Below are 13224 nucleotides of genomic sequence, written 5' to 3'. Positions count from 1 at the left end.
GCCGACGATGATACGGACGCTTCTTCTCTCCCTGCTGTGCCTGGGCCTGGCCGGCCCGGCCCGCGCCGGGCTCAACGTCTTCGCCACGCTCCCCGAGTGGGGCGCGCTGGCGCGCGTCATCGGCGGCGACGCGGTGACGGTGTTCGTCGCCACCCATGCGCGGCAGGACCCGCACCACATCGAGGCCCGGCCCTCGCTGATCGCCCGCGCGCGGCAGGCCGACCTGGTGGTGGCCAACGGCGCCGAACTGGAGATCGGCTGGCTGCCGGCGGTGCTCTCGGCCGCCGGCAATCGCGCCATCCAGCCCGGCCTGCCGGGCTACTTCGAGGCAGCCACGCAGGTGGCGCTGCTCGAGGTGCCGGTGCGGGTGGACCGTGCCGACGGCGATGTGCACCCGGCCGGCAATCCGCATATCGGCCTCGACCCGCGCCTGTTGCTGACGGTCGGCGCGGCGCTGCAGGCGCGCATGGCGGCGCTCGATCCGGCGCAGGCGGCGGTGTATGACGCCAACTGGTCGGCCTTCCGCACGCGCTGGCAGGCGGCCATCGACCGCTGGCAGGCACGCGCCGCGCCGCTGCGCGGCCAGGCCATCGTGGTGCATCACACCGCCTATCCCTACTTCACCCATTGGCTGGGGTTGACCCGGGCCGGCACGCTGGAGCCCAAGCCCGGCGTGGCGCCGGGTTCGGCGCATCTGGCGGCGCTGCGCGATGCGCTCGCCGGCCAGCGGGTGCTGGCCATCGTGCGCCCGCCCTATGCGCCGGAGGGGCCGGGCCAGTGGCTGGCCGAGCACAGCAACATCCCGTTGCTGCGCCTGCCGGTCAGCGTCGAGCAGTCGGCGGACGAAGCCGGGCTGACCGCCTGGTTCGATGGCATGATCGACGCGCTGCTGGCGACCCAAGGATGATGCCGACCGGCACCGTGCTGCTGCGGGCGCAGGGCCTGAGCGTCGGCTATGACCGGCCACTGCTGCAGGGCCTGGACCTGCAGCTGGTGGCCGGCCGCGTGACCACGCTGCTCGGGCCCAACGGTGCCGGCAAGAGCACCGTGCTGCGCGCACTGACCGAGCCGCGGCTGCGCCTGGCCGGGCAGCTGTGGCAGGCGCCCGGCCTGCGCCTCGGCCATCTGGCGCAGGCCGCCGAGGGCCAGGCCGAGCTGCCGCTGTGCGGTCGCGAGCTGCTGGCGCTCACCGGCGCGTCCGCCGACGGCCTGCCGCCCTGGTTGGCCGACTGTCTGGACGCCCGGCTCGACCGCCTCTCGGGCGGTCAGCTGCAATACCTGCGCTTCTGGTCGATCGCCGCCGCGCCCTTCGATGTGCTGTGCCTCGACGAGCCCGGCAACAATCTCGACGCGCGCGGGCTGGCGGCGCTGCGCGCCTGGCTGCACACACCGCCGGCCGGACAGGCGGTGGTGCTGGTGACGCATGACGACAGCCTGGTCGACGCCGCGCGCCAGAGCGTGATCCGGATTCCCTCATGAATATCGATCTGATCTTCGACCCGCTGTTCCGCCTGCCCTTCCTCACCGGCCTGCTGCTGGCCGTCTGGCTGCCGGTGCTGGGTCTCTACCTGCGCCTGCGCGGCGAATGGCTGGCGGTACTCGGCATGGCGCAACTGGCCTCGGCCGGTGCACTCGGCGGGGCGGTGCTGGGCTTGCCGGCGGTGGTAGGCGGGGCGGGTGCCGGGCTGCTCGCGGCGCTGGCCAAGTGGGGCCTGAAGCGGCCGAGCGACAGCGCCTATGCGGCGATGCTGCTGCTCGGCTGGGCGGCTGCGGTGGCGGTGATGAGCAACCACCCGCTGGCCGAGCAAGCCGCCGGGGCGGTGTTCGACGGGCAACTGTATTTCACCGGCGGCGGGCATCTGGCCGCGTCGGCGGCGGTATTGGGCATCGGCGTGCTGGTGCTGGTGCGCGCTCATCGCGCGATGTTGCGCGCACGCGTGCATCCGGCGCTGGGGCCACCGGGTGCGGCCACCCGCCTGGCCTTCGACCTGGTGGCCGGCGCCAGCGTGGGGGTGGCGATCCTCTCGCTGGGGGTGATGGCCAGCTTCGCGCTGGCCTTCGTGCCGGCCTGGCGGGCGTTTGCTACGGCGCCGTCGTGGCGCTCGGCGCTGTGGCGGGCGATGGCGATGGGGCTGACGGCGTATGTGGTGGGGTTTGCGCTGGCGCTGGTGCTGGATCAACCCTTCGGGCCCGCAGGCGTGGCCGCGGTGCTGGCGGTGGCGGCACTGGCGCCGCCATGGCGGGGGCTTCGTGGTGGCGCCAGTAGAAGACGTTGAGAGTCTTGGTCTCGGCGTAGCGCAGCACGAAATAGTCGCCGTCGATGGCGTAGAAGCGCTCCGGCTGGCCGCTGCCGGGGGCGCGGTCGTCGCTCAGCTTGCGGCGCGACACGCTGGATAGCACCAGCCGGTCGGGCTGGCCTTCGGGGGTGAAGAAGTAGCTGTCGAGCCGGCCCATGTAGATGTAGGCCTCGGGGCCGATCTCGACCACTGCCGAGACGATCACCGCATCCGGCTCGGGGGCATCGTCGAGGCGGCAGGAAAACAGGTAGTACCAGGGCGCATCCATGCGCAGGCCGGCGTGGCGGCGATCGAGGTCGAAACGCTGGATCGCCTCGCGGGCCAGATAGCCGGCGAACCAGGCGAACACACACAGCGACATCAGATAGAAGAACGGCCCCTCGGGGGCCGCCACGGCGCGGGCGAACAGGGTGTCGGAGGGGCTGCGGGTGCCGGCCAGCAGCATCAGGAAGGCCTGCCAGTCGATCACATAGGCCGAGACTCGCCCGGCCAGCCACACCCACAGGGCGTTGAGCGGCAGGGCCAGCAACACGGAGGTGGCCAACACCCGGCCGAAGGGCGTGGCGTCGGGGGCGGTGCGTTCGGGGCGGGAGAACTGGCGTCGGAGCAGGTAGCCGGGCAGGGCGAGGAGGAAGAGGATGACCGCCGGCAGGGCAACGTTCACTCAGTGACCTTGTGCGTGGGGATCACCTGGAACTCGTAGCTGCGACCGTCTTCTTCGTTCTCGATGCGCACGGGTTGGAGGTCGGGCGAGGTCATCGAGCGGACGATGGCCTCGCGCACGAACTGCGCACTGCCCGGCTGGGCCAGCAGGCGACGCATCTTCTCGCTGGTGTGGGCTTTCATGGGGCCTCCGCAAAAAACGACTGGATTCAGGGTCTTATATAAGGAGGCGGCCATGAAAAGTCAATCTTGCCGGCCGCCGGGCGGGCGCACCGGGCTGGGCGAGGGTGGTGCACCTGAGAACTTTTCCGCCAATTGGGTATTCTCTTGAGGTTCACCCCGCCCACCGAGATCTCCATGCCCGACCCCGCCGCCACCGACACCATCCGCATCGTCGGTGCCACCCAGAACAACCTGAAAAACCTCGACCTGGAGATCCCGCTCGGGCAGCTCGTGGTGTTCACCGGGCCGTCGGGTTCGGGCAAGTCCTCGCTGGTCTTCGATACCTTGTATGCCGAGGGCCAGCGCCGCTATGTCGAGACTTTCTCGCCCTATGCGCGGCAGTTTCTCGACCGCATGGACAAGCCGCATGTGACGCGCATCGAAGGCGTGCCGCCGGCGATTGCCATCGACCAGACCAACCCGGTGCGCACCTCGCGCTCGACGGTCGGCACCATGACCGAGCTGACCGACCACTTCAAGCTGCTCTTCGCCCGCACCGCGCATCTGCATTGCCGCGGCTGTGGCGCGGCGGTGCAGCGCGACACCCCGCAGAGCATCGCCGCTGCGCTGGCCGAGCGCACGGCGGCGGCCGGCGATCCGCGCCTGCTGGTGACCTTTCCGGTCGAGGTACCGGCCAATTTCACCGAGGACGAGATCCGCGGCTATCTCGAGCAGCAGGGCTACACCCGTATCCACGGCCGCGAGGGCGATCGGCTGTGGGTGGTGCAGGACCGCTTCCGCTTCGGCAGCGCCGAGCCGGCGCGTGTCGGCGAGGCCATCGAGGCCGCGCTGCGCACCGGCCAGGGCCGGCTGGCGGTGCGGGCCGTCGATGACGAGGGTGCCGAGAGCGCGGTGTGGCGCTTCTCGGACGACTTCCACTGCGCCGACTGCGACATCCACTACGGCGAGCCGCTGCCCAGCCTGTTCTCCTTCAACTCGCCGCTCGGCGCCTGCGAAACCTGCCGCGGCTTCGGCCGCGTGATCGGCATCGACCACGGCCTGGTGGTGCCGGACGAGAGCAAGACACTGGCTCAGGGCGCGGTCAAGCCCTGGCAGACGGCGAGCTATTCCGAATGCCAGGACGACATGGAGAAGATGGCCGCCAAGGCCGGCATTCCGCTCGGCGTGCCCTGGCGCGATCTGACTGACGAACAGCGCCACTGGGTGCTCGAAGGCGAGCCGCAGTGGAAGAATTGGAGCCGCTCCTGGCCCGGCGTGTGGTACGGCGTGCGGCGCTTCTTCGACTGGCTGGAGAGCAAGGCCTACAAGATGCACATCCGCGTGCTGCTGTCGAAATACCGCAGCTACACGGAGTGCCCGGCGTGTCAGGGCTCGCGATTGAAGCCGGAGTCGCTGCTCTGGCGGGTCGGTGATGCCGCGGCCGCCGACGCGGTGATGCCGGCCCCGGCGCGCTTCCTGCCGCCCGGCCTGAATGGCGGGCGCGAGCGCGAGCGCCTCGCCACGCTGCCGGGCCTGACACTGCACGACCTGATGCAGCTGTCCATCGACCGGCTGGCCGGCTTCGTCGATCGCATCGAGGCCACCGGCACTTCCGCCGAGGACGAAGCCACGCGCATGGTCTGCGAGGAGATCCGTGCGCGGCTGCGCTACCTCACCGAGGTCGGCCTCGGCTATCTCACGCTGGACCGGCAGAGCCGAACGCTGTCGGGCGGCGAGGTGCAGCGCATCAACCTCACCACGGCGCTGGGCACCTCGCTGGTGAACACCTTGTTCGTGCTCGACGAGCCGTCCATCGGCCTGCATCCGCGCGACATGGACCGCATCGTGCAGGTCATGCGTCGGCTGCGCGACGCCGGCAATTCGCTGGTGGTGGTCGAGCATGACCCGGCGGTGATGCTGGCCGCCGACCACATCTTCGACATCGGCCCCGGCCCTGGCGAGCGCGGCGGGCAGATCGTCTTTTCCGGCACGCCGGCCGCGCTGCGCGCCGAAGGCACCACGCTGACCGCCGACTACCTGTCCGGCCGCAAGCATGTCGACCCGGGCACGGCGCAGCGCCCGGTCGACGCCGACACACCGCGCCTCACCATTCGCGAGGCGCGCGACCACAACCTGCAAGGCATCGACGTCGCGCTGCCGCTGAACCGCATGGTGGTGATCACCGGCGTGTCCGGCTCGGGCAAGTCGACCCTGGTGCAGGACGTGCTCTACCCGGCACTGCTTAAATCTTTCGGCCAGCCCACCGAGACCCCCGGCGCGCATGCCGGCATCGACGGCATCGAACACATCACGGATGTGGTGATGGTCGACCAGTCGCCCATCGGCAAGAGTTCGCGCTCGAATCCAGTGAGCTATGTCGGCGCCTGGGACGCCATCCGTGCCCGCTTCGCTGCCCTGCCCGCCGCCAAACAGCGCGGCTACACGCCGGGCACCTTCAGCTTCAACGCCGGCCAGGGCCGTTGCCCGACCTGCACCGGCTCGGGCTTCGAGCATGTCGAGATGCAGTTCCTGTCCGACGTCTATCTGCGCTGCCCGGACTGCGACGGCAAGCGTTATCGTCCCGAGGTGCTGGAGCTGGAGATCGACGGGCGCAATGTGGCCGACGTGCTGGAGATGACCGTCTCCGAAGCCCTGGCCTTTTTCGACGGCGACAAGGCCGTGGCTACCGCGCTGCAGCCGATCATCGATGTCGGCCTCGACTATGTACGCCTCGGCCAGCCGGTGCCCACCCTGTCCGGCGGCGAGGCGCAGCGCCTCAAGCTGGCCGGGCATCTGGCGCAGTTTGCCGCCAAGGCAGGCAAGCGCAAGAAATCGTCGGAGCCGAGCACGGCCGGTGGCACGCTGTTTTTGTTCGATGAGCCCACCACCGGCCTGCATTTCGACGACACCGCCCGCCTGCTCGGCGCCTTCCGCAAGCTGGTCGACGCCGGCCATTCGCTGCTGGTGATCGAGCACAACCTGGACGTGATCCGTGCCGCCGACTGGCTGGTCGATCTCGGCCCCGAGGGCGGCGAAGGCGGCGGCCAGCTGGTGGCCGAGGGTACGCCGGCGGACGTAGCGAAGCACAAGACCTCGCACACCGGCCGCGCCTTGGCCGAGTACGAAGCCGCGCTGTCGGCCCCGCCGGCGCGCCGCGCCGCCGAGCCGGCCGTGGTCTATCGGCCGCGCGGCGCCGGCAGCATCAGCATCCATCATGCGCGCGAGCACAACCTGAAGAATGTGGACGTGAAGATCCCGCGCAGCGGCTTTACCGTCATCACCGGGGTGTCCGGCTCGGGCAAGTCCACGCTGGCCTTCGACATCCTGTTCGGTGAGGGCCAGCGCCGCTATCTCGAATCGCTCAACGCCTATGCGCGCCAGTTCGTGCAGCCGGCGGCGCGGCCCGAGGTGGACGCCATCTACGGCATTCCGCCCACCGTCGCCATCGAGCAGCGCACCAGCCGCGGCGGGCGCAAGAGCACGGTGGCAACGCTCACCGAGCTGTATCACTTCCTGCGCCTGCTGTACGTGAAGCTGGGCACCCAGTACTGCCCGGACTGCCAGGTGCCGGTGGCGCCGCAAAGCTTCGAGGCCATCGTCGCGCGCATCAGCAGCGAGCATCGCGGCCAGTCGGTGGAGTTGCTGGCGCCGCTGGTGAACAACCGCAAGGGTTTGTACACCGATCTGGCCAAGTGGGCGCGCGGCAAGGGCTACGAGCAGTTGCGGGTCGATGGCGAGTATCTGCCGACGCGCAAGTGGCCGCGCCTCGACCGCTACAAGGAACACACGCTGGAGCTGCCGGTCGGCATGGTCAAGGTCGGCCCCGAGCATGAAGCCCTGCTGCGCGCGCAGGTGCGCGAGGCGTTGGAGGTGGGCAAGGGCGTGCTGCGGGTCTTGCGCCTGGGCACGCTGGGCGCGACGCCGGAGACCTTCTCCATCCACCGCGCCTGCTCCTGCTGCGGCAAGAGCTTTCCGGAGCTGGACCCGCGCCTGTTCTCCTTCAACAGCAAGCATGGCTGGTGCACCGCCTGCTACGGTACCGGGCTGGTGGTGGGCAAGGTCAAGGCCGAGGAGGTGCATGCGCTCGATTTCGCCAGCTTCGATGAAGAGCCGACCCTGCCCTGCCCGAGCTGCGAAGGCACGCGCCTGAACCCGATCGCGCGCAACGTGCGCTACCGCGAGCAGCCGATCTCGGCGCTGACCGCCGGTTCGGTGGATGCGGTCGCCGAGTTCTTCAGCGACCTGCCGCTGGCCGGCCGCGAGGCCGAGATCGCGCGCGACATCGTCGCCGAACTCGGCAGCCGGCTCGGTTTTCTGCAGCAGGTGGGTCTGGGCTATCTGGCGCTGGACCGCGCCGCACCGACGCTCTCCGGCGGCGAGGCGCAGCGCATCCGCCTGGCCGCGCAGCTCGGCTCCAGCCTGACCGGCGTGTGCTACATCCTCGACGAGCCGACCATCGGCCTGCATCCGCGCGACAACCAGGTGTTGCTCGACACCCTGGCGCGGCTGGAGGCCAAGGGCAACACGCTGGTGGTGGTCGAGCATGACGAAGACACGATTCGCCGCGCCGACCATGTCATCGACCTCGGCCCCGGCGCCGGCAGCCGCGGCGGGCGCATCGTCGCCGAGGGCAATGCCGCCGCGCTGATGGCCGCGCCCGAGTCGGTGACTGGCAAACACCTGCGCACGCCGCTGCAGCATCCGCTGGCGCCGCCGCGGGCGGTCAAGCCCGACTCCGACAGCCTGTGGCTGCGTGGGGCGAGTCTGCACAACCTGAAGGCGGTGGACGTGCGCGTGCCGTTGGCGCGCCTGAGCGTGATCACCGGCGTCTCCGGCTCCGGCAAATCCACGCTGGCGCGCGACGTGCTGCTCGACAGCCTCAAGCAGCTGGTGGCCGGCGGTGCGCCGGTGGGTTGCGAACGCATCGAGGGCTGGGAGCAGATCGGCCGCGTGCTGGAGGTGGACCAGACCCCCATCGGCAAGACGCCGCGTTCCTGCCCGGCCACCTATGTCGGCTTCTGGGACCTGATCCGCAAGTGCTTCGCCGACACCACCGAGGCGCGCATGCGCGGCTGGACGGCGGCGCGCTTTTCCTTCAACACCGGTGCTGGCCGCTGCCCGACCTGCGAGGGCCAGGGCCAGCAGCGCATCGAGATGAGCTTTTTGCCGGATGTGAAAGTGCCCTGCGAGACCTGCGGCGGGGCGCGCTTCAACCGCGAGACCCTGTCGGTGCGCTGGCGCGAGAAGAGCATCGGCGAGGTGCTGGCGATGAGCGTGGACGAGGCGGTGGACTTCTTCGCCGCCCATCCGCGCATCCATCACACGCTGGCGCTGCTGCAGGATGTCGGCCTCGGCTACCTCACGCTCGGCCAGGCCAGCCCGACGCTGTCCGGCGGCGAGGCGCAGCGCATCAAGCTGGTCACCGAGCTGGCCAAGGCACGCACGCCGACCCGGCCGGGGCGCGGCGGTGGCGGCGCCAACACGCTGTATGTGCTCGACGAGCCGACGGTCGGCCTGCACATGGCGGATGTGGAAAAGCTGATCCATGTGCTGCACCGCCTGGTCGAGGCCGGCAACACGGTGGTGGTGATCGAGCACGACCTGGACGTGATGGCCGAGGCCGACTGGCTGGTCGATCTGGGGCCCGAGGGCGGCGAGGGCGGCGGCACGATCGTCGGCTGCGGGCCGGTCGAGGCGGTGCTGGCGGCCGGCAAGGGACATACCGCGCGATTGCTCGGCAACTTCCTGCGCCAGCGCCGCATGCGCGCCGAGGTGCCGGCATGAGGGAGACGGACGCATGCGCCGACCGCTCTACCTGACCGCCGGCGCGGTGTCGCTGGTGCTGGGCTTCGCCGGCGTGTTTCTGCCGCTGCTGCCGACCACCCCCTTCGTGCTGCTGGCGGCGTTCTGCTTCGCCCGTGGCAACCCGGCCTGGGAAGCGCGGCTGCTGGATGACCCGCGTTTCGGCCCGTCGATCCTGGCCTGGCGCGAGCGCGGGGCGATCCCGGCCCATGGCAAGCGGCTGGCGGTGTTGATGATGCTGATCAGTTCGCTGGGCGGCTGGTATCTGCTGTCGCCGCCCTGGCATTGGGTGCCGGCGGGCTTTTGCAGCGTGGTCGGCGTCTGGGTGCTGACCCGGCCTTCCGCCTGAAGCGGCCGGGCGTTCAGAAGCGCATGTCGAGCCGCAGGTAGACCTGGCGCGAGACCCGGTTGGCCGGGGTATTGCCATGCTGCGCCTGGACCGCCCGGTCGGCCACTTCCTGGTGGCGCGGGCCGAGGTTGAGCGCGGCCAGTGTCAGGCGGGCGTTCTGGCCGGCCAGCGTCACCGGCCGCGACAGCGCCAGGTCGAGCGAGGTGTAGGCGCGCACCACGTAGGGGTCGCCGGCCAGGTAGCTGTCGCCGCTGGCCACCGGCCCGATGCGTGTGAGGTGCACCAGGCTGCTCCATTGCTGCGGCCACTGCTGCATCCACAGCAGGCTGGCGGTGTAGGGCGCAATGGCTGCCTCGATCTGCGAATCCGCCGCCCGGCGGTCGATCAGGCTCCAGGCCAGACGCAGCTCGCCGCCCTGCCAGGGATGCGACTCCAGCTGCAGTTCGATGCCGCGTACCGTCAGTTCGCCGTCATAGTTGGCGGCGCGGGTGGTGGGGATCTGCGCCGCCAGCAGCGGCACCGGCGGGGGCGAGGTGACGCGCTCGCGCACCACCAGATCGCGCAGGCGTTCCTGGAACAGGCGGACCTCGGCGGTGCTGCGCGCCCAGTGCATCTGGCGGATATAGCCCAGCTCGACGGTGTCGGCGCGGGTCTGGCGCAGGTCGGGGTTGGGGACGAAAGGCCGGGCCAGCAGCAGGCCGGTGGTCGGATCGAAAACGCGGGTGTCGCCATGCAACTCGAAGGGGCTGGTGCTGCGCCAGGCGCGGGCGACGCCGACACGCACGGTGTCGGCCGGGCTCAGGCGATGGTTGGCGAACAGGCGTGGGCTGATGCGCCAGCCGTCATGGCCCGAGCGCTCGGCGGCCAGGCCGAGGTTCACCTTGGTCTTCTCGGTCGGTTGCCATTCGGCGTTGCTGAACAGGCGATAGGTCTCTTCGCGCAGTGCCTCCGAGCTGTGGAAGCTGAAGGGCGAACGGGTCTGGGTCAGCGTGGCCTCGACGCCCCAGATGCCGCGCACCCGCTCGGCCCAGCGATCGTTCTTCTGGAACTCGATGCTGGTGCGCAGGTCGCGCCGGTCGCGCGACAGCGGGATGTCGGGGAAGGTGGGAGGGGCGCCGCCCAGCCAGGCATCCTGGTAGTCCAGCTGGTGATGGTAGGCGCTGAGCGACCACTCGCGGTCGATGTCGTCGATATGCTGCCAGCGCACATGGAACAGGTGGGCGGTGTCGGTGCCGTCGCGCAGGGCGTTGTTGCCGAAGGGCGAATCCGGGTAACCGCGGCCGGTCACCTCGCGGCTGCTGCCAAGGCGGAAGCTGAGGGTGTCTTGCGCACTCCACTGGGTGTCGCCGCGCAGGCTGAAGCGCTGCGTCATGCGGTGGTCGTGCAGGCCGCGAAAGCCATCGTCGGACTGTTCGCCGGCGGTCAGGCGCAGCGCCAGCGGTGCCGACGCACCGGACCAGCCGACTTCGACATCGCGTACCGATGGGTCGCCCAGCACCAGGCGGGCATGCGTGCCGGGGTCTTCGGCGGCGGGACGGGTGATCAGGTTGACTGCGCCGAGCAGCGCGCTGGCGCCGTAGCTGTTGCCGCTGGCGCCGCGCACCACTTCGATGCGTTCGATCTCGCTCAGGAAGACCGGCAGGCCGGTCCACGCGGCGGTGCCGAAGCTGACCGGCACGTAGGCCGCGGCGCCATCGATCAGCACCTGCAACTCGCCCGGGAAGGACTGCCCCAGGCCGTGGTAGCTCACCCAGCTGGCGTTGCCGCGCTCCTGGCCGACCTGCATGCCCGGCACCAGCCGCAGCAGCCGCGCCAGATCGCGGTAGCCGCTGCGTTCGATCAGCTTGCGGTCGATGACGGTGATCGCGCCCGGGGCGTCCTGCAGGGACTGTGGCAGCCGCGCGGCGGTGAGCACGATCGGCAGTTGTTCGAAATAGGCGCTCTCGATGTCGTCGGTCGGCGGCTCCGCGTGAGCGAGCGCGGGCAGGCCCAGGCACAGCACCGCGGTGCCGGCAAGGCGTTGCCGGATACGTGCTCCAGAGCGGAGAGACGTCGCAAGACCCATAGTAAGCGCAGGGAACGGACAAACCCCGAGACTATACCGTACGGGCGCTGAAAACACGTTTCGCCGTTGGGCGGAAACGGCCAGTGGGCGCCATTTTCGGACCAGCGGAGGGTTGCCGCCGGGCGTGGCGGCAACCCGCCGGCGCATTCCCGGAGACTGGGCAGAAAGCGCGCCGGCGCCAGGCGATCGCACAGCGTCGGCGCGTGGCGCTACTTGAGGCGCACCGCCAGGTAGATGCGCCCTTCACCGCGTTGGACCAGCAGTGCAAAGCGGTTGCCGGCAGCCTCCAGCAGCTTGCGGAAGCCGGCCACGTCGGTGACCGGGGTGTTGTTGAGGGCGAGGATCACGTCGCCTTTCTGGAGGCCGGCCCGCTGCGCCGGCCCGTCGACATCCTCGACCACCAGTCCGCCCGGCACACCGAGCCGTTCGGTCTCGGCGCTGGTCAGCGGCCGGGCCGACAGGCCGAGCTTGCCGCCGGCGCTCTGCTGACCGGCGCCGCGCGCCTGCAGACGTTCGTTGTCCTGCCCGCCGAGCGTGGCCTTGATGATGCGCTGCTTGCGATCGCGCCAGATCTCGAGCGTGATCTCGGTGCCCGGTCGCATCTCGCCGATGATGCGTGGCAGATCGGCCGAGTCCTCGACCGGGTTGCCGTTCACCCCAAGGATCACGTCGCCGGCCTGCAGCTTGGCCTTGGCGGCGCCGGAGTCCGGCTCGACACGGGAAATCAGGGCGCCCTTGGGCGTGTCGAGGCCGAAGGAGTCGGCCAGCTCCTTGTCCAGCCCCTGGATGACCACTCCCAGCCGGCCGCGCTGCACTACGCCATAGGCCTGCAACTGCTCCTTGACCTTCATCGCCACGTCGATCGGGATGGCGAAGGAGATGCCCATGAAGCCGCCGGAGCGCGAGTAGATCTGAGAGTTGATGCCGACCACTTCGCCGTCCAGGTTGAACAGCGGGCCGCCCGAGTTGCCGGGGTTGATGGCCACGTCGGTCTGGAGGAAGGGCACGTAGGTTTCGTCGGGCAGGCGACGCGCCTTGGCCGAGATGATGCCGGCGGTGACGGTGTTGTCGAAGCCGAAGGGCGAGCCGACGGCCACCACCCATTCGCCGACCCGGGTCGCTTCGGGATCGCCGATGCGCACCGTCGGCAGGCCTTTGGCGTCGATCTTGAGCAGGGCCACGTCGGTGCGCTTGTCGACGCCCTCGACCTTGGCCTTGAATTCGCGCTTGTCGGTCAGGCGCACGGTGACCTCGGTGGCGTCGTCGACCACATGGGCGTTGGTCAGCACATAGCCGTCGGCGCTGACGATGAAGCCCGAGCCCACGCCGCGGGCGATCTGCCGACCGCCATGGCCGGGCATGCCGGGCATCTCGGGGCTGCCCGGCATCCCCGGGATCGGGACGCCGAAGCGGCGCAGGAAGTCGTAGAACGGATCGTCGGCGCCGGCCATCGGGCCGCTGACTTGCTGTACGACGCTGATGTTGACCACGGCCGGGCCGACCCGTGTCACCAGTTCGGCGAAATCCGGCAAGGTCTGGCGGGTGGCGGGCAGGGCGGCGACCGGGGCGGCGGCCACGGCATGGGCGGAGCCCAGGCCGGCGGACAGGTTCAGCCCGGCGGCCAGGGCCAGCGCCAGCGCGGTGCCGGCCAGCGTCTTGAGGCGGGGAATGGGGCGTTTCATGCGTCCTCCTGAGTCGTCGGTCTCCACGCCGGCCGGGCGACGGCCGCGCGCGTGCAAGGGGTATCTTGGCATAGGTGTGGTTGCCGCCGGGGGGATTCAAGGGCACGGTGGTGCCGGAATCTTCTCTCCTGTCGGAACCCGGGCTGTGCGCTTGCGTCATAGCCTGTGATAATCATGTTGACGCTGACCATGAAAACGGCGGAC

The 13224-nt window shown here is 70.1% G+C and carries 8 protein-coding genes; 5 read left to right on the top strand and 3 right to left on the bottom strand.

Going from position 1 to position 13224, the window contains the following annotated elements; all coding sequences use genetic code 11:
* Positions 1-7 precede the first annotated feature (7 nt).
* From I8J34_RS01965 to I8J34_RS01955, 3 genes are read left to right on the top strand one after another with little or no spacing between them, the layout of a single operon-like run.
* On the top strand, positions 8-907 hold the full coding sequence (locus I8J34_RS01965; RefSeq protein ID WP_214359690.1) for a metal ABC transporter substrate-binding protein: 900 nt from the start codon (positions 8-10) through the stop codon (positions 905-907).
* Positions 904-1479, top strand: a complete 576-nt coding sequence (locus I8J34_RS01960) for an ATP-binding cassette domain-containing protein (protein WP_230411667.1) — start codon at positions 904-906, stop codon at positions 1477-1479. The genes I8J34_RS01965 and I8J34_RS01960 overlap by 4 nt, the downstream gene beginning before the upstream one ends.
* Positions 1476-2276 carry a metal ABC transporter permease gene (locus I8J34_RS01955; protein WP_214359689.1) on the top strand — a complete coding sequence of 267 codons (801 nt, stop codon included), beginning with the start codon at positions 1476-1478 and terminating at the stop codon, positions 2274-2276. Before I8J34_RS01960 ends, I8J34_RS01955 begins: the two co-directional genes overlap by 4 nt.
* A gap of 681 nt (positions 2277-2957) precedes the next feature.
* On the opposite strand, the gene I8J34_RS01950 is transcribed toward I8J34_RS01955, so the two are convergent.
* A complete protein-coding gene (locus tag I8J34_RS01950) occupies positions 2958-3143 on the bottom strand; it encodes a hypothetical protein (RefSeq protein ID WP_214359688.1) in 186 nt (61 codons plus the stop codon).
* Between the two features lie 174 nt (positions 3144-3317).
* On the opposite strand from I8J34_RS01950, the gene uvrA reads away from it, so the two are divergent.
* Together uvrA and I8J34_RS01940 are read left to right on the top strand one after the other, a co-directional pair.
* Positions 3318-8906, top strand: coding sequence for an excinuclease ABC subunit UvrA (uvrA, locus tag I8J34_RS01945; protein ID WP_214359687.1), 5589 nt, complete (start codon positions 3318-3320; stop codon positions 8904-8906).
* A gap of 13 nt (positions 8907-8919) precedes the next feature.
* Positions 8920-9273 (top strand): YbaN family protein, encoded by a 354-nt coding sequence (locus I8J34_RS01940; protein WP_214359686.1) that lies wholly within the window; start codon positions 8920-8922, stop codon positions 9271-9273.
* 13 nt (positions 9274-9286) lie between these two features.
* Here I8J34_RS01940 and I8J34_RS01935 read toward each other — a convergent pair whose 3' ends face one another.
* Positions 9287-11275 (bottom strand): TonB-dependent receptor plug domain-containing protein, encoded by a 1989-nt coding sequence (locus I8J34_RS01935; protein ID WP_214359685.1) that lies wholly within the window; start codon positions 11273-11275, stop codon positions 9287-9289.
* Between the two features lie 272 nt (positions 11276-11547).
* The gene (locus I8J34_RS01930; protein ID WP_214359684.1) at positions 11548-13020 is read right to left on the bottom strand and encodes a DegQ family serine endoprotease; all 1473 of its coding nucleotides are present in this window, start codon (positions 13018-13020) and stop codon (positions 11548-11550) included.
* Between the last annotated feature and the right edge of the window lie 204 nt (positions 13021-13224).

Source organism: Denitromonas iodatirespirans (genome assembly GCF_018524365.1).
In the GTDB taxonomy this organism is placed as follows: domain Bacteria; phylum Pseudomonadota; class Gammaproteobacteria; order Burkholderiales; family Rhodocyclaceae; genus Nitrogeniibacter; species Nitrogeniibacter iodatirespirans.
The sequence above is the reverse complement of the archived record's forward strand: the minus strand, read 5'-3'. Positions and strand labels throughout refer to the sequence as shown.

What these genes read in the sequence shown, in the direction of transcription:
- I8J34_RS01960 (WP_230411667.1), top strand. Translation starts at nt 904, where the DNA reads ATGATGCCGACCGGCACCGTGCTGCTGCGGGCGCAGGGCCTGAGCGTC.
- I8J34_RS01940 (WP_214359686.1), top strand. Translation starts at nt 8,920, where the DNA reads ATGCGCCGACCGCTCTACCTGACCGCCGGCGCGGTGTCGCTGGTGCTG.
- I8J34_RS01955 (WP_214359689.1), top strand. Translation starts at nt 1,476, where the DNA reads ATGAATATCGATCTGATCTTCGACCCGCTGTTCCGCCTGCCCTTCCTC.
- I8J34_RS01965 (WP_214359690.1), top strand. Translation starts at nt 8, where the DNA reads ATGATACGGACGCTTCTTCTCTCCCTGCTGTGCCTGGGCCTGGCCGGC.
- uvrA (WP_214359687.1), top strand. Translation starts at nt 3,318, where the DNA reads ATGCCCGACCCCGCCGCCACCGACACCATCCGCATCGTCGGTGCCACC.
- I8J34_RS01950 (WP_214359688.1), bottom strand. Translation starts at nt 3,143, where the DNA reads ATGAAAGCCCACACCAGCGAGAAGATGCGTCGCCTGCTGGCCCAGCCG.
- I8J34_RS01930 (WP_214359684.1), bottom strand. Translation starts at nt 13,020, where the DNA reads ATGAAACGCCCCATTCCCCGCCTCAAGACGCTGGCCGGCACCGCGCTG.